Genomic DNA, 15,182 nt, shown 5'->3' with positions numbered 1-15,182 from the left:
TGTCGGTGGTGGTGCGTAGCGTGGGCGGAGTGAAGGAGCAGATGGGCTTCGACTTCGGCGTCGCGCAACCGGTGCGGCTCACGAAGGTCTCGCCGGCACGGCTGGCGACCTTCGACGACTGCCCGCGCCGGTACCGCCTCTCGTACCTCGACCGGCCGACCCCGCAGCGCACCGGGCCGTGGGCGCACAGCACGCTCGGCGCGGTGGTGCACAACGCGCTGCGGGCGCTGTTCGACCTGCCGGTGCTCAAGCGCGTGCCGCAGCGGGCGGTGGCGCTGGTGGCGGAGTTCTGGAAGGACGCGGGCTTCGAGAGCGAGGAGCAGGCGGCGCGGTACCGGGCGCGCGCGAAGGGCTGGGTGGCGGAGTACGTCGAGGACAACGACGTGACCCACGACCCGGTCGGGCTGGAGCGCTGGGTGTCGGCGCCGGTCACGGCCACGCCGGGGGAGCGCCCGTCGATGATCATCGAGGGCCGCGCGGACCGGATCGACGCGCGTGACGGTTCGCTGGTGATCGTGGACTACAAGACGGGCCGCCGTCCCCCGGACGAGTACGAGGCCCGGGCGTCGCAGGCACTGGCGTTGTACGCGGTGGCGGCGGCCCGGACGTTGCGGATGCCGTGCACGACGGTGGAGTTGCACCACCTGCCGACGGGCACGATCGCGGCGGCGGAGCACACCTCGGAGAGCCTGCAGCGGCAGCTCAAACGCGCGGAGGAGACGGCCGGGGACCTCCGCCTGGCCACGGATACCCTGGAGGCGGGCGGCGACGGGGACGTGCTGTTCCCACCCCGCCCGGACCGGCGCTGCGCCTGGTGCGACTTCCGGCCGAGCTGCCCGGCGGGCCAGGAAGCGGCCCCGCAGGCGCAGCCCTGGGACCTGCTCGCGCCCTGAACGGGAGGGAACGTGGCTTCACCGGACACCGACGAACTGGCCGCAGCGCCACCGCCGGAGCCCGACCGCCCGGGCCCGGCAGCTCCCGGCGCCGAGGTGCGGCCGGAGGGCCAGGTGCCGTCCAAGCGGCCCGCGGCTTCGGCCGCCGGCCGTAGCGCGGCGCGGCCGGCTGGAGGGCCCCCGGCTTCGGCTGAGGGGCGTGGCGGTACGGAGGTATCGGCGGCACGCCGGGATCCGGCCGGGGCCACCTCGCCTGCTGACGAGGCCGAGATTGCGGCCGAGGCACCCACCGTGGAGCAGGGGCGTGTCGAGCCTGAGCGGATCGCACCGGTGGCTGCCGAGGCGGGCTCGGCGACGAAGCCGGCGAAGGATCGTGGTCGCTGGTGGCGGGGGTTCACCGGCTCGCTGGCCGCCGGGCTCACCGTGCTGGCCGTCGGCGTGCTGGTCGTCGGGTTGGTGTGCCTGTTCACCGGTGCTCCGGGGCCCGGGGCCGCTTCGCTGGTCGGGCATCCCCTGGCTGCCGTGCTGGCGCTGGCGGCTCAGCGCGTGGCCGATCGGCGCGTCGGGCTGCCCGCCGCCGGCGGGGGTGTTGCCGTCGTGTTGTTCGCGGCCGCCACCGCGGCCGTCTTCTGGCTCGGCTGACGTGGCCGCGGCGAACCACGAGAGCCCGGTGCCCGAGCCGCTCGGTGTCTTCGGGCCCGGTGGGGACACCCCGTTCGGCCTCGAGCCCGGCCTGCTGCGGCCGCTCGTCGGCCGGCTCGATGGTGACCTGCGGAAACAGGTGGCCCGGTACCTCCGGAACGGTACCGTCGTGATCGCGCTCATGGAGTACACCGAGGACGTGCTCGAAGGCCGGTTCGGCGTCTCCGGTGGGTCGGGCGTCATGACCGACGGTGCCTACTACTGGCGGTGTGATGCCGCGCAGTACGTCGAGACCTACGGCATCGGCCTCGATCAGTCCATTGTGGACCATATGGAGCGGGCCGGCTGGCAGGCGCCGCCGGTCTCGCCGGCCACCCTCCTGAGGATCGACGGCTTCCTCGTGAAGACGCTGCGGCGCGTTACTTGAGCGCCGCCAGGACTGGGCCGCGCTGCTCCAGCAGGACCGGGCCGGCCGCGGCCAAGCGGACCACTCCCGCGTAACCGCGGCGGTCCACCCCGACCGTGCGGATCGTCGAACCGTCGTTCTCGTTCAGCACCGCCAGGCCGCCCTTGATCGGGACCACCAGCTGCTGCGCGAACGTCACCCCCGGGCCCGAAGCGCTGCTCAACGTCCAGCGCGGCGCCAGGTCGTCGCGGGACAGGGCCACCACCTTCGACCCGCTGAACCAGTACACGTTTGCCGCCGTCTGGGTCGTCGCCTCCACTCCCGACGGGGGGTCGGCCGCCAAGTCGGCCGGGGGGACGTCCAGGGGGTACGCCGCTCGCTGGGTTCCGTCGCCGTTGTAGACCACCAGGAGCTTCTGGTCCGGCAGCACCACCGCCGTCAGGTCGCCCGACATCGCCACCACGCGGGCTCGCTTGCCCGCCAGCACCGAACTGAACGCGACCTGCGGCTCGTCGTCCTTCTCCGGGGCCGCCTTGTACACCGTCAGGCGGTCCGCCGGGTCGCCCGGGCAGCGCTCGATCACGCCGACCTTGCTCGACGCCGCCGCCACCGTGCCGTACGTGCAGCCCGTCCGGGGCTGCTTGCCCGCGTTGACCAGCGCCGGGACCTGGCCGTACTCCGCGCTCTGCACCAGGTCGTCGCGCCAGGTCGTGAGGAGCTGCTTGCCCGTGGCCGTCACGTGGGAGCCGTCGTCGACCAGCTGGGTGCCCAGCTCCGCGTTGCCGTTGCGCTGCGCCGTGATCCGGCCGGTCGCCGGGTCCAGCTGCGTGACCTCGCTGCAGTTGCGGGTCTTGTGGTAGACGGCGTTCAGCCGCCCCCACACCGAGTCCAGCGTGCACAACGGCAGGTCACGCGTGTAGTGCCAGCGGATCTGCCCGGTCAGCGGGTCGCGGGTGGCGACCTCGCCGCCGTCCGCGGTGGCGACCGAGTCGCCCGCCACCACCGGGATCGGCGTCGCGCCGCTGGGGGCGCTCCAGATCTCCGCCATCGACCCGGGCACCTTGTCCGGCGCCGCGGGCAACGGCGGCGGCGGGCCCGCCTCGGTCCGGTCGGTGGCCGCGCTGTCGCTCGTCGCGCCGATGACCAGCGCGACCGCCAGCACGAGCACCGCGATCAGCGCGGCGATCACCCGGTCCCGCCCGCGGTTCCACGGCGAACGCCGTGCCTTGACCCGCGGGACGGGCGGGGGGCTCTCGGGGGCGTCGTCCTCGAGTACGTCCTCGGACCCGTAGGCAGGCGACTCTTCAGCCGCCTTCTCGCCGTCGCTCACGTACCGAACCCCCGATGGAGAAGCCTCAGTCTGCCGACGCAGGTGTATCAGACGTCGCGGCCGGACGGCGACGGCGGCGTCGGCGAGCCGGACGCTCGGCGTTCTCGCCGGCCTCCTTCTCGACGGCCGGGCCGGTCGCCTCCGGGGCGTTGCCGGTGCGGGTGCGGCGGCGGGTCCGGGTGCGGCCTTCCGAAGGAGCGTCCTCCGCAGCACCGGCACCAGCGGCGTTGTCCGCGGCCTCGATCGCCTCGGCCGCCCGCGCGCCGCCGCGAGTCCGCTTCCGCGGGGCCCGGGTGCGCTTGCGCGGCGCGTCTTCCGACGCGGGCTCGCCACGGCGACGGCCGCGCTTCTTGCCGCCCAGGTCCTCTTCCTCCTCGGCGGCCAGGCCCGCGCGGGTCCGCTTGGCCAGCGGCAGCCGCCCGGTGGTGCCCTCCGGGATGCCCAGGTCCTCGAACAGGTGCTTCGACGACGAGTACGTCTCCACCGGCTCCGGCATGTCCAGGCCGAGGGTGTCCGAGATGAGCTTCCAGCGCGGCTCTTCGTCCCAGTCGACCAGGGTGACGGCGACGCCGGTGCGCCCGGCGCGGCCGGTGCGGCCGATCCGGTGGACGTAGGTCTTCTCGTCCTCCGGGCACTGGTAGTTGATCACGTGCGTGACGTCGTCGATGTCGATGCCGCGGGCGGCGACGTCGGTCGCGACCAGCACGTCCACCTTGCCGGAGCGGAACGCGCGCAGCGCCTGCTCGCGGGCGCCCTGGCCCAGGTCGCCGTGCACGGCGGCGGCCGCGAAGCCGCGCTCGACCAGGTCGTCGGCCACCTTCTGCGCGGTGCGCTTGGTGCGGCTGAAGATCATCGTGAGGCCGCGGTCGGCCGCCTGCAGGATCCGGGCGACGACCTCGGGCTTGTCCATCGAGTGCGCCCGGTAGACGAACTGGGTGGTGCGCTCGTGGACCGCGCCGGCGTCGTTCTCCTCGGCGCGGATGTGCGTCGGCTGGCGCAGGAAGGTGCGGGCCAGCGTGATGATCGGGCCGGGCATGGTGGCCGAGAACAGCATCGTCTGCCGCTCGTCCGGCACCATCCGCAGGATGCGCTCGATGTCGGGCAGGAAGCCCAGGTCGAGCATCTCGTCGGCCTCGTCCAGCACGAGCCCGCGGACCTTGCCGAGCACCAGGTGCTGCTGCTCGGCCAGGTCGAGCAGGCGGCCCGGGGTGCCGATCACGACGTCGACGCCCTTGCGCAGCGCCTCGATCTGGGGCTCGTACGGGCGGCCGCCGTAGATGGCCAGGGTGCGGATGCCCAGGTGCTTGCCGGCGCCCTTGAGGTCGTTGGCGACCTGGATGCACAGCTCGCGGGTCGGCACCACGACGAGCACCTGCGGGGTGCCGTCGCCGGGGACCTGCACGCGGTGCAGCAGCGGGACGCCGAAGCCCAGCGTCTTGCCCATGCCGGTGCGGGCCTGGCCGATGAGGTCGTCCCCGGCCATGGCCAGCGGCAGGGTGAGCGCCTGGATGGCGAACGTCCGCTCGATGCCGGCCTCGCCCAGCGCCTTGACGATCTCCGGCTTGACGCCGAAGGACGCGAAGGTCGGGGCCTCGGGCTCGACCTCGACGCCCGCCTGCAGCGGGTGCGAGGTGTCGAGCGCGGCCGGGCCGGTCTCGCTGTGTTCCAGCGCGACGGCGGGGGTCTGTTCGGTTGTGGGAATTTCTGCGGTCAGGGTGATCGCCTCTCTCGTGACCAGCGCGCACCGCCGTTGGTCCGCTCGACACTCGACCGGGAGTAAACCCTGGTCCCTGGCGCTTGGTTTCGAAGCGCGGAACCGGTCCGTCCCGGGAATGCCGGAAGAGGCGTGCACGCACATTGCAGTACGTCGGCAGGTCTCGTGACCTGCCTGTTTCCCGACGCCGGTATGGCGTACGGAAGCTTGATCTCGGTCGCCAGTGTACCTGGTCAGCAGTTTTTCGACAGTACCCGGCGCGCCGGAACCAGTGTGATCGGTCTCGTCGCGGCACGCCCGGGTGCTTCGGCGATACCCTGCCCCCGTGACCGAGCCGAAAGAGATCTCAGAAGGCGTAGTCGACCTTCTGGGTGTGATCGCCTACCTCGAACTGTCCGCCTTCGACCGGATGGCCGAAGACGCGCGCAGTGCCCCGACCCTGGCCGGGCGGGCCGCGCTGGCGCAGATGGCGGCCGCGGAGATCGGTCACTACGGCCTGCTCGCCCAGCACCTGGCCGCGCACGACGTCAAGATCGAAGACGCGATGACGCCGTTCGTGGCCCAGGTCGACGCCTGGCACGCTTCGACGCCCCCGAAGTCGTGGCTGGAGTCGCTGGTCAAGGCCTACGTCGGCGACGGGCTCGCCGCCGACCTGTACCGGGAGATCGCCAGCTGGCTCGACCCGGAGACCAAGGACCTGGTGCTGACCGTGCTGGCCGACACCGGCCACTCGGCCTTCGCCGAACGCGAGGTCGCGGCCGGCATCGAGGCCGACCCCAAGACCCGCGACAAACTCGCCCTGTGGGGGCGCCGGCTGCTCGGCGAGGCGCTGACCCAGGCCCAGTACGTCGTCGCCGAGCGCGACGGGCTGGCCGAGCTCATCATCGCCGGCTCGGGCGACCTCTCCGGAATTGCCGCGCTGTTCCGGCGGTTGCAACAGGGGCACACCAAGCGCATGCAGGCGCTCGGCCTGGGGTGATCGGCGATGGAGTACCCGGAAGTGACGACGCGGTCGGGCGCGGACATGCGCCACCGGAACGAGCCGGTTCGGTTAGCCTTGGCCGGCACATCCCTTACGAATTTCCAGCGGAGGTCCCACGTGGAGGTCAAGATCGGCATCAAGGACACACCGCGCGAGCTGGTGGTGTCCAGCGGCCAGTCTCCCGAAGAGGTGGAGAAGCTGGTCGCCGAGGCCCTGACGGCCGGTGACGGGCTCTTCCGCATCAACGACGAGAAGGGGCGCAAGTACATCGTCCCCGCCGACCGCATCGCGTACGTCGAGATCGCCCCCTCGGACGTCCGCAAGGTCGGCTTCGGCGTCGGCGACTGACCCGTCGTGAGTGGTAAGGCGCGTTAGAACGCGCCTTACCACTCACGACCAGCCGCGGGAGGCCGCCTTCTGGAGCGGTTTCACCGGATTGTGCTGTTTTCCTTGGAGTGTCGCTTTTCTGCCGCCTAGCTTCGCCGGGTGACCACACTCGAGCCGACCGCTGTCGCGGATCTCGTGCGGAGCACCCTCTCCGCGCACAAGTCGTTGTTCCTCGCCACCTCGGGCAGCACCGGGCCGTGGGTCGGTGGGGTCTACTTCGCCGAGAGCGGCGAATTCACCCTCAACCTCGTCCTCGAAGACCGCGGCCGGACGCTGGCCGCCATCCGCGAGAACCCGGTGGTCTCGGTCGTCGTCTCGACGGGCTCGCCGATGCAGCCGTTCCTGCAGGCCCAGGCCCTCGCCGAGGTCGTGCCCGCCGACGAGGACGCGCGGGTGCGCGAGCTGCTCGTCGCCAAGGTCCCCGAGGCCGCGCCCTTCCTGGCCGCGCCGGTCACAGCGGTCCGGCTGAGCGTGCGGAAGTGGCGGGCCACCGACATCGCCAACGGCCTGCTGCCCGGCGTGGAGCTGCCCGGCCCGCGCCTACCCTGACGGCCTGGAAGGTCGCGAATGACTCATTCGGGACCTCCGAGGTCCCGAATGAGTCATTCGCGGCATCAGGCGTTGAGTTCCTCGAGCGTCGTCGGGACGTGGAACGGCGGTGTGCTCGTGCCCGTGATCCGGTAGCGGCCCCACGGGTCCGGGTCCGACAGCTCGCCCGTCGCCGAGTGGGCGCCCGCCTGGATGGAGACGGCCTTCTTCTTGCCGCCCGCCAGGCGGGTCAGCTCGTCGTTCACCGCCACCCGGCCGTACCAGCGGTAGTAGCCGTCGATCGGCTGGAAGTAGCCGCGCAGCTCGACCGTCGCCGCCAGGGAAACGCCGTCCACCACCAGGGTGGCTTCGCCGCTGTAGCCGTCTTCGTCGTGCTCGCTCATGACGTTTCCTCCAACGCGTCCGAGGCGCGGCCCAGCTGGACCACCTTGTTGGCTTCCAGGGGCTGGTTCGGGTCGATGACCACGCCGTTCTGGCGGGTCAGCCCGTCGATCGCCGCCCAGATGATCTGCGTCAGGTACTCCACGACCGCGTCGCGGCTCATCGAACGGCGGTCCAGCCACCACTCGCCGGTGTTCTGGACCATGCCGACGATGCCGTGCGCCCACGGCTCGGCCGCGCCGGAGTCCATGTTGAACATCCGCATGTAGTCGCCGAGCAGCGCGGTCAGCGCGCTCGCGATCAGTTCCTTGTCCTCGGCCACGACGTCCGACGACACCGGCTTCTCCGGCCGCCCGTGCGCCAGCAGCCGGTACAGGTTCGGGTGCTCCTCGATCACGGTGAAGAACGCGTCCAGGGCCATCCGGATCCGCGGGACCGGGGCCAGCTCGGCGTTGATCGCCGGGATCAGCCGCTCGAAGAGGATCTCGGTGCCGCGCTGGCCGAGCGCCACGTAGAGATCGGCCTTGTCGTCGAAGTGCCGGTACAGCACCGGTTTCGTGACGCCGGCTTCCGCGGCGACGTCCTCCATGCCGAGGTCCGGGCCGTGCGTGTCGAGCGCCCGCAGCGCGGCTTCGACGAACTCCTTGCGCCGCGCGATCCGGTGCTTGCGCCAGCGGTCGCGCCGGGCGTCGCCGGTCGCTTCCTCGCCGCGGGAGGACTTGCCGGGCTGCTTGCCTGAGCGCTTGACACGTTCGATCACGGGGGTCATGCTACGCACAGGTAACTGTTACCTCAAGTTACACATCCGGAAGGGGTGTCGGCAATGACGCGGACGCTGAAGGAACCGGACCGCGAAAAGACCGCGGACCGCCTGCTGAAGTCGTCGGCGAACAAGTTCTACGACCCCGACGTCGACATCGACTGGACCGCGCCGCTGGTCGAGGGCAAGCGGTTCATCCTCGAAGAGCGCTCCTCCCTCTACGGAACCGACCTCTGGGACAAGCTGACCCCCGACCAGCGCATCGAGCTGGGCAAGCACGAGGTCGCGAGCGTCGCGACCACCGGGCTCTGGTTCGAGATCCTCCTCATGCAGATGCTGCTCAAGGAGGTCTACGAACAGGACCCGACGTCCGCGCACGCCCAGTTCGCGCTCACCGAGATCGCCGACGAATGCCGCCACTCGACGATGTTCGCGCGGATGGCGGCGCGCATCGGCTGCCCCGCCTACGGCCCGGTGCCGTGGCTGCGGAAGCTCGCGAAGCTGATGCCGACGATCTCCTACGGCCCGGCGCGCTACGGCGCGATCCTGGTCGCCGAGGAGGTCCTGGACCGGCTGCAGCGCGAGCAGATGAACGACGAAGGCGTGCAGCCGCTGGTCCGGATGGTCAACCGGATCCACGTCCTGGAAGAGGCCCGGCACGTCACCTTCGCCCGCGAAGAGGTGACGCGCGGCATGGCGAAGCTGTCGAAGGCCGAGATCGCCTACCAGCAGTTCATCATCGCGCTCATCTCGTACTTCGTGACGCGGGCGTTCATCAACCCGGACGTCTACAAGGCGGTCGGCATCCGGCCGCGCGACGGCGTCGAGGCGGCACTGAACAACCCGCACTGGCAGGGGACGATCGCGTGGGCGGGGGAGAAGATCATGCCGTTCCTTCAGGAGTCCGGGCTGGTCGGGCTGCCGGGGAAGTACTTCTGGCGCAAGTCCTTCCTGCTGCCGGCGGGCCGATGACCGCCGTCGTCTCGCCCGCGCACCGGTTCGTCACGAGCGACGGCGCCGCGCTGCACGTCTCGCAGTCCGGGCCCGCCGACTCGGCGGTGACGCTGGTGCTGGTGCACGGCTGGACGCAGGACCACCGGACGTGGGACTTCGTGCTGCCGCAGCTCGACCCCGGCCTGCGGGTCCTGCGCTACGACCTGCGCGGGCACGGCTTTTCCACGCCCGCCCGGCCCGGTGGCGCCACGATCGCCCGCCTCGCCGACGACCTCGCCGAGCTGATCGCCGACCGCGTCCCCGACGGGCCGCTGGTGCTGGCCGGGCATTCGATGGGCGGCATGACGCTGATGGTGCTCGCCGAACGGCACCCGGAGCTGGTCGCGTCGCGGCTGGCGGGCGCGGCGTTCGTCGCGACGTCGTCCGGCGACATGGACAAGCTGACCCTCGGCTTCCCCGGGCTGGTGGGCCGGAGCGTGACACGGTTCGAGCCGCGGGTGGCGAAGCTGCTGGCGGGACTTCGGAGCGACACGCTGCGGCTGCGGCCGGGCATGGTCCGGTCGGGGGCCCGGCGGCTGGTGTTCGGCCTGCGCCCGGGCCGCGAGCAGGTGGACAGCGTCGTCGAGCAGCTGCTGCGCGCGCATCCGGCGAGTGCGGGGCTGTTCCTGGACGCGATCGCGGCGCACCGCGGCGTCGGCGGCCTGGGCGCGCTCTGCGACGTGCCGTCGGTGGTGCTGGCGGGGGAGCGGGACCGGCTGTGCCCGCTGGCGCACGCGAAGGTGATCGCGGACGAGCTGCCGCACGCGGAGTTCGTCCGGTTCCCGGGCGCCGGGCACATGCTCCCGCAGGAACGCCCCTACGAGGTGGCGCGCCGGATCAGCGCCCTGGTCCGCGCCGCCGTCCGCTGATTCCGGCCGGCGGCGGCACTTTCAGGGGAGTGCCGCCGCCTGCCGGTCAGGAGTCCTTGAGCGGGAAGCCGCCGCCGATGCCGCGCCAGGCGAGGTTGGCCGTCAGTGCCACCGCTTCCTCGCGGCTCATCGACTGGTGGTGGGCCAGCCAGAACCGGGCGCTGACCTGGCTCATCCCGACCAGGCCGACGGCCAGCAGGCGCGCTTTGTCTTCGTCGAGGCCGGCGTCCGCGGTGATCGTCTCGGTGATCGCGTCCACGCTCGCCGACGTCGCCCGGTCGACCGCTTCCTGGACCGCCGGCTCGCCGCGCAGGTCCGACTCGAACACCATCCGGAACGCGCCGGCGTCGTTGCTGACGAAGTCGAAGAACGCGCCCACCGTCGCCGGGACGCGCTGCTTGTTCTCCGTCGTCGAGTCCAGTGCGTTCTGGACGCGCTTGACCAGCTCGTCGACGTGGCTCTCCAGCAGCGCGATGTACAGATCGAGCTTGCCGGGGAAGTGCTGGTACAGCACGGGCTTCGAGACGCCCGCGACCTCGGCGATCTCGTCCATCGCGGCGGCGTGGTAACCGTTTTCGGCGAAGACCCGCTGCGCCGCGGCGAGGAGCTGGGCCCGGCGCTCGGTCCGGGGCAGCCGCACCCCACGTTGCTGCAGCCGCGTCATCTCCGTCATGCTTCGTCCTCCCGTCATCTCTTCTTCGACGGGCGGGGTCGCCACCGCGTGAAGTCGCCCTGAAGATTACTCGCCGGTACGTGTGCCGCGCCAAGGGTCGGGCATTCTGGATCCGTGAACACCCCCGTGCCGGCGCGGGCGCCGCTGACCCACGTGCCCCTCTCGACCAGGGCGTTGCCCTCGCTCGACCCGGTCCCGCCGCCGTGGCCCGCCGCCTTCGAGGAGGTCGGCACCGCCCGGCTGCACGTCCGGCGCACGCCGGGCCCGGACGGCGTGCCCGCCGTCTACGTGCACGGCCTCGGCGGCTCGTCGACGAACTGGACCGACCTGGCCGCGCTGCTCGCCCCGGTGGCCGGCGGCTCCGCCATCGACCTGCCGGGGTTCGGCTACTCCGAGCCCGAGGACGGCTTCGACTTCACGCTCCAGGCGCACGCGGACGTCGTGGTGCGGCACGTCGAGAAGTGCGGCGGGCGGGTGCACCTGTTCGGCAACTCCATGGGCGGGGCGATCGCGCTGCTCGTCGCGGCGCAGCGGCCGGAGCTGGTCGAGACGCTGACGCTCATTTCGCCCGCCGTGCCCGACCTGCGCCTCGACCCGCGGCGGCTGTCGGACCCGCGGATGGCGTTCGCCTACCTGCCGCTGGTCGGCGCGCGCGTGCGGGCGCAGCTGGCCGCGCTCGGGCCGCGGGAGCGCGCCGCGCAGGTCATCAAGCTGTGCTTCGCCGACCCGTCCCGGTTCCCGGACAGCCGGCTCGACGAGCTGACCGAGGAACACGGGGCCCGCGCCGGTTTCGCCTGGGCCGCTCCGGCGATGGCCCGCAGCACCTTCGCGATCTTCCGCGCGTGGTCGACGCTGGGGAAGGCGTCGCTGTGGTCGGTCGCGCCGCTCGTCCGGGCGCCGACGCTGGTGGTCTGGGGGCGGCAGGACCGCGTCATCTCGGTGAAGCGCGCGGCGCGGACCGCGCGGGCGATCCCGCGGGCCCGGCTGCTGGTGCTCCCGCGCACCGGGCACGTGGCGCAGATGGAACGCCCGGTCGTCGTCGCGAAGGCCGTGCTGGGCATGTGGGAGCACGTCGAAGCGGGCACCTGGTAGCCCGATCGGGGGATGCCGGGTTCACTCGATGATCCGCCAGTCGCCGATAACGGTTCGGTGGCGCTGTGGCACCCTGGTGCGGTGGACCGGGTGAAGCAGGACGCGCGAGGCGAGGATCGGCGGGCACCGCACCGCGCGTCGGCCCGCCGGCCGCCGGAGCCCGCGGACCCCCCGCGCACCGGGCAGTACCGCCCGTCGAAGGCGCCGGCGCAGCGCGTCGGCGAGGACCGTTACCGCCCGGGCAGCAGGCGGACCAGCGCCGAGCCGCTGAGCGCCTCCTGGAAGCCGGACGTGCCGGTCGCGCGGGAGAAGGCGGACCCGCCGCCGAAGTCCGGCGTTGCGAAGCTCACCAAGACCTACGGCTGGCGCGTCTACGCCCTGCCGATCCTGGTCGTGCTGACCGTGCTGGTCGTGGTCAACACGGCCAACAGCCCGGCCCAGCCGATCGCCGAGCAGAGCACCGGCGCGTCGGCGGCCGGCGTCGAATCGGCGGGCGGCGATTCCTCCGGCGGCGCGATCGACGGCAACGGCGAACAGCCCATCCCGGAGAACCCGGCCACCCCGGTCGACCTCAAGGTGCCGACCGCGGACCTGCCCGAGGGCATCCCGTTCACGCAGGCCGGCACCGGCAAGTGGCACGTCGTGCCGGGCAGCGGCCCGAAGATCGGCACCGGGAAGCTGTACACCTACACCGTCGAGGTCGAGGACGGCATCGACCCGGCGAGCTACGCCGGTGACGACGCCTTCGCCACGGCCGTCCAGGGCACGCTGTCGAACCCGGCCCAGGGCTGGACCTGGGACGGCAAGATCGCGTTCCAGCGGGTGGACGGCAACTTCCCGAACCCGTCCTTCAAGGTGAGCCTCACCACGCCGGAGACCACGCACCGGCCGGACGCCTGCGGGTTCCAGATCAAGTTCGAAGCCTCGTGCTACCGCAAGAGCCTCGGCCGGGTGCTGATCAACCTGGCCCGCTGGGTGCGCGGCGCCAAGGCGTACGGGCCCGACATGACCGGGTACCGGCAGTACGCCATCAACCACGAGGTCGGGCACGCACTGGGCAACCAGCACGTCGGCTGCGGCGGCAACGACCAGCCGGCGCCGGTGATGATGCAGCAGTCGTTCGGCGTCTCCGACGACTACGTGTCGATGCTCAACGACATCCCCGGCGGCGACAAGGGCAAGGTGGCCAAGGACGGCCGCATCTGCAAGACCAACTCCTGGCCGAACCCCACACCGCAAGGCTGAGCCGTCCCACTCCTTGGACGCGGGAAGGCATATTTGCCTGCGCGCGTTGTGCATAGTGGGATGGACGCGATACGCGCGCGAGATGGAGGACCCATGTCAGCACTGCCGCCGCTCGTCGAGCCGGCTGCCGAGCTCACCAAGGAAGAGGTGGCCCGGTACAGCCGTCACCTGATCATCCCCGACGTCGGGGTGAACGGGCAGAAGCGGCTGAAGAACGCGAAGGTCCTGGTGATCGGGGCCGGCGGCCTCGGCAGCCCCGCGCTGCTGTACCTGGCCGCGGCCGGGGTCGGCACGCTCGGCATCGTCGACTTCGACGTCGTGGACGAGTCGAACCTGCAGCGCCAGGTCATCCACGGCCAGTCCGACGTCGGCAAGCTCAAGGCCGCGTCCGCGCAGGAGTCGATCGCGGAGATCAACCCGCTGGTCAAGGTGCACCTGCACACCGACCGGCTCGACTCGTCGAACGCGCTGGAGATCTTCGAGCAGTACGACCTGATCGTCGACGGCACCGACAACTTCGCGACGCGCTACCTGGTCAACGACGCGGCGGTGCTGCTGGGCAAGCCGTACGTCTGGGGCTCGATCTTCCGGTTCGAGGGCCAGGTCAGCGTGTTCTGGGAGGACGCGCCGAACGGCAAGGGCCTCAACTACCGCGACCTCTACCCGGAGCCGCCGCCCCCGGGCATGGTCCCGTCGTGCGCCGAGGGTGGCGTGCTGGGCGTGCTGTGCGCGTCCATCGGCTCGATCATGGTGACCGAGGCGATCAAGCTCATCACCGGCATCGGCGAGCCGCTGCTCGGCCGCCTGATCAGCTACGACGCGCTGGAGATGAAGTACCGCGAGGTCAAGATCCGCAAGGACCCGGACACGCCGAAGATCACCGAGCTGATCGACTACGAGGCGTTCTGCGGCGTCGTGTCGGACGAGGCTGCCACGGCGGCGTCGGGCAGCACGATCACCCCGGCCGAGCTCAAGGCCAAGTTCGACAGCGGCGAGAACTTCGCCCTGATCGACGTCCGCGAGCCGCACGAGTACGAGATCGTCAACATCAAGGGCGCGACGCTGATCCCGAAGGACCGCATCCTCTCGGGCGAGGCGCTGGCGGAGCTGCCGCAGGACAAGCCGATCGTGCTGCACTGCAAGTCGGGTGCGCGGTCGGCGGAGGCCCTGGCGGCCCTGCACGCGGCCGGCTTCAAGGACGCGACGCACCTCGGCGGCGGCGTGCTCGCCTGGGCGAAGCAGATCGACCCGAGCCTGCCGACCTACTGAGAGTGTGTGTTCGGCCCGGCCGGGAAACCGTGCGTGAGCAGCGCGTCTTCTCATTCGTGGAACACCCGGCCGGGTAACGTCACGGCGGTGAGGTCAACCCTCGAACGCCCCCCGCCGCACGTCTGCGCAACTTTCGGCGGCCCTACCGAAGGCGCCGAACGCCTGCCGGATTCGACGGCATGGCGCTGCGGTGACCTGGTGCTCAAGCCGGTAACGGACAAGGTCCGCACACTGTGGACCGCACACGCACTGGACTACATCCGTGAGCCGGGCCTGCGGGTCGGGCGCCCGGTCCGCTCAACGGACGGCCGCTGGATCGTCGGCGGCTGGACGGCGGCTCGCTTCATCCCGGGCACCCCGGAACACCGCGGCGACGCCTCGGTACTGGCGGCGGTGAAGCTGCACCGGGCCACGGTGGGCCTACCCCGCCCGGACTTCCTGGACGCCCGCACCGACGTCGACGCGGTGGCCGACCGAGTGGCGTGGGAGGAACACGAGGTCCCCCTGGAGGAGACAAAGGGCGGCCGCTGGTTCGAGGTCCTGGCAGGCGCCCGCCGCCCGATCAAGCTTCCATCGCAGGTGGCGCACGGAGAGCTCCTAGCAGGCCTGCTGTTCGACGGCGACGACATCCCGGGAGTAGTCGACTTCGTGCCGTATTACCGCCCGGGCGAGTACGGCGCGGCAATCGTCGCGGTAGATGCCTTGGCCTGGGGCGGAGCGGGCCGCGACCTGCTCGAACGCTGGGCGCACCTGCCGGAGTGGCCGCAGCTCCTGCTGAGAGCGGTGCTGTTCAGGTTGGCCTCGAACGCACTGAACCCAAGATCAACCCAGGCATCCCTGGACGGCCTCCGCGCAGCAGCCCCCCGCAACCCCGATCCGAAGCCAGAACACGGCCGGTAGTACCGGGTCAAGGCACGCTTTCCCGCCTTGACGCGGTGCTACCGGCCGTAGTCACAATCAGGCTTCGGGGTGGCGACCCAACAAGTACTGGCAGCTT

At 71.5% G+C, this 15,182-nt stretch carries 17 protein-coding genes; 12 read left to right on the top strand and 5 right to left on the bottom strand.

What is annotated here, in order from left to right:
- Positions 1-41 precede the first annotated feature (41 nt).
- The 3 genes from OO60_RS39610 (at position 42) to OO60_RS46140 (ending at position 1,962) form a co-directional block, all read left to right on the top strand.
- Positions 42-893, top strand: a complete 852-nt coding sequence (locus OO60_RS39610) for a RecB family exonuclease (RefSeq protein WP_003095477.1) — start codon at positions 42-44, stop codon at positions 891-893.
- A 330-nt stretch (positions 894-1,223) separates the two neighbouring features.
- On the top strand, positions 1,224-1,535 hold the full coding sequence (locus OO60_RS39605) for a hypothetical protein (RefSeq protein WP_003095480.1): 312 nt from the start codon (positions 1,224-1,226) through the stop codon (positions 1,533-1,535).
- Positions 1,536-1,563: 28 nt separating this feature from the next.
- Positions 1,564-1,962: a hypothetical protein gene (locus tag OO60_RS46140; RefSeq protein ID WP_155848951.1), complete on the top strand. Its 399-nt coding sequence runs from the start codon at positions 1,564-1,566 to the stop codon at positions 1,960-1,962.
- Here OO60_RS46140 and OO60_RS39595 read toward each other — a convergent pair.
- A complete protein-coding gene (locus tag OO60_RS39595) occupies positions 1,955-3,271 on the bottom strand; it encodes an Rv3212 family protein (protein WP_003095485.1) in 1,317 nt (438 codons plus the stop codon). The genes OO60_RS46140 and OO60_RS39595 overlap by 8 nt on opposite strands.
- A gap of 25 nt (positions 3,272-3,296) precedes the next feature.
- Complete coding sequence (locus OO60_RS39590; protein ID WP_003095486.1) at positions 3,297-5,129, bottom strand: DEAD/DEAH box helicase; 1,833 nt, start codon at positions 5,127-5,129, stop codon at positions 3,297-3,299.
- Positions 5,130-5,310: 181 nt separating this feature from the next.
- On the opposite strand from OO60_RS39590, the gene OO60_RS39585 reads away from it, so the two are divergent.
- The 3 genes from OO60_RS39585 to OO60_RS39575 all read left to right on the top strand — a co-directional run bounded on the left by OO60_RS39585 (position 5,311) and on the right by OO60_RS39575 (position 6,903).
- On the top strand, positions 5,311-5,964 hold the full coding sequence (locus OO60_RS39585; protein WP_033263311.1) for a ferritin-like fold-containing protein: 654 nt from the start codon (positions 5,311-5,313) through the stop codon (positions 5,962-5,964).
- A gap of 120 nt (positions 5,965-6,084) precedes the next feature.
- On the top strand, positions 6,085-6,315 hold the full coding sequence (locus OO60_RS39580; RefSeq protein WP_003095490.1) for a DUF3107 domain-containing protein: 231 nt from the start codon (positions 6,085-6,087) through the stop codon (positions 6,313-6,315).
- Positions 6,316-6,453: 138 nt separating this feature from the next.
- A complete protein-coding gene (locus tag OO60_RS39575; RefSeq protein WP_033263310.1) occupies positions 6,454-6,903 on the top strand; it encodes a pyridoxamine 5'-phosphate oxidase family protein in 450 nt (149 codons plus the stop codon).
- Between the two features lie 65 nt (positions 6,904-6,968).
- On the opposite strand, the gene OO60_RS39570 is transcribed toward OO60_RS39575, so the two are convergent.
- Together OO60_RS39570 and OO60_RS39565 are read right to left on the bottom strand one after the other, a co-directional pair.
- Entirely contained in the window at positions 6,969-7,286 is a 318-nt protein-coding gene (locus OO60_RS39570; protein ID WP_003095493.1) for a DUF4873 domain-containing protein, read from the bottom strand.
- Positions 7,283-8,053, bottom strand: coding sequence for a TetR/AcrR family transcriptional regulator (locus OO60_RS39565; RefSeq protein ID WP_003095497.1), 771 nt, complete (start codon positions 8,051-8,053; stop codon positions 7,283-7,285). The genes OO60_RS39570 and OO60_RS39565 overlap by 4 nt, the downstream gene beginning before the upstream one ends.
- A gap of 54 nt (positions 8,054-8,107) precedes the next feature.
- Here OO60_RS39565 and OO60_RS39560 point away from each other — a divergent pair, with 54 nt between their 5' ends.
- Positions 8,108-9,016 (top strand): AurF N-oxygenase family protein, encoded by a 909-nt coding sequence (locus tag OO60_RS39560; protein WP_003095500.1) that lies wholly within the window; start codon positions 8,108-8,110, stop codon positions 9,014-9,016.
- Complete coding sequence (locus OO60_RS39555) at positions 9,013-9,906, top strand: alpha/beta fold hydrolase (protein ID WP_003095502.1); 894 nt, start codon at positions 9,013-9,015, stop codon at positions 9,904-9,906. The genes OO60_RS39560 and OO60_RS39555 overlap by 4 nt, the downstream gene beginning before the upstream one ends.
- A 46-nt stretch (positions 9,907-9,952) precedes the next feature.
- On the opposite strand, the gene OO60_RS39550 is transcribed toward OO60_RS39555, so the two are convergent.
- Positions 9,953-10,579, bottom strand: a complete 627-nt coding sequence (locus OO60_RS39550; protein WP_003095505.1) for a TetR/AcrR family transcriptional regulator — start codon at positions 10,577-10,579, stop codon at positions 9,953-9,955.
- Between the two features lie 114 nt (positions 10,580-10,693).
- Here OO60_RS39550 and OO60_RS39545 point away from each other — a divergent pair, with 114 nt between their 5' ends.
- From OO60_RS39545 to OO60_RS39530, 4 genes are all read left to right on the top strand, one after another.
- Positions 10,694-11,671 carry an alpha/beta fold hydrolase gene (locus tag OO60_RS39545; protein WP_033263309.1) on the top strand — a complete coding sequence of 326 codons (978 nt, stop codon included), beginning with the start codon at positions 10,694-10,696 and terminating at the stop codon, positions 11,669-11,671.
- 81 nt (positions 11,672-11,752) lie between these two features.
- Entirely contained in the window at positions 11,753-12,916 is a 1,164-nt protein-coding gene (locus OO60_RS39540) for a DUF3152 domain-containing protein (protein WP_033263308.1), read from the top strand.
- Positions 12,917-13,009: 93 nt separating this feature from the next.
- Positions 13,010-14,185, top strand: coding sequence for an adenylyltransferase/sulfurtransferase MoeZ (gene moeZ / locus OO60_RS39535; protein ID WP_004558604.1), 1,176 nt, complete (start codon positions 13,010-13,012; stop codon positions 14,183-14,185).
- Positions 14,186-14,272: 87 nt separating this feature from the next.
- Positions 14,273-15,085, top strand: a complete 813-nt coding sequence (locus OO60_RS39530) for a TIGR02569 family protein (RefSeq protein WP_033263307.1) — start codon at positions 14,273-14,275, stop codon at positions 15,083-15,085.
- The last annotated feature ends 97 nt before the right edge of the window (positions 15,086-15,182 follow it).

Origin of the sequence: Amycolatopsis vancoresmycina, assembly GCF_000716785.1 — a bacterium.
Classification (GTDB): domain Bacteria; phylum Actinomycetota; class Actinomycetes; order Mycobacteriales; family Pseudonocardiaceae; genus Amycolatopsis; species Amycolatopsis vancoresmycina.
The sequence above is the reverse complement of the archived record's forward strand: the minus strand, read 5'-3'. Positions and strand labels throughout refer to the sequence as shown.

Excerpts from the sequence above, each read along its gene's own strand:
- OO60_RS39565 (WP_003095497.1), bottom strand. The coding sequence starts at position 8,053 with ATGACCCCCGTGATCGAACGTGTCAAGCGCTCAGGCAAGCAGCCCGGC.
- OO60_RS39610 (WP_003095477.1), top strand. The coding sequence starts at position 42 with ATGGGCTTCGACTTCGGCGTCGCGCAACCGGTGCGGCTCACGAAGGTC.
- OO60_RS39570 (WP_003095493.1), bottom strand. The coding sequence starts at position 7,286 with ATGAGCGAGCACGACGAAGACGGCTACAGCGGCGAAGCCACCCTGGTG.
- moeZ (WP_004558604.1), top strand. The coding sequence starts at position 13,010 with ATGTCAGCACTGCCGCCGCTCGTCGAGCCGGCTGCCGAGCTCACCAAG.
- OO60_RS39550 (WP_003095505.1), bottom strand. The coding sequence starts at position 10,579 with ATGACGGAGATGACGCGGCTGCAGCAACGTGGGGTGCGGCTGCCCCGG.
- OO60_RS39555 (WP_003095502.1), top strand. The coding sequence starts at position 9,013 with ATGACCGCCGTCGTCTCGCCCGCGCACCGGTTCGTCACGAGCGACGGC.
- OO60_RS39560 (WP_003095500.1), top strand. The coding sequence starts at position 8,108 with ATGACGCGGACGCTGAAGGAACCGGACCGCGAAAAGACCGCGGACCGC.
- OO60_RS39590 (WP_003095486.1), bottom strand. The coding sequence starts at position 5,129 with ATGTGCGTGCACGCCTCTTCCGGCATTCCCGGGACGGACCGGTTCCGC.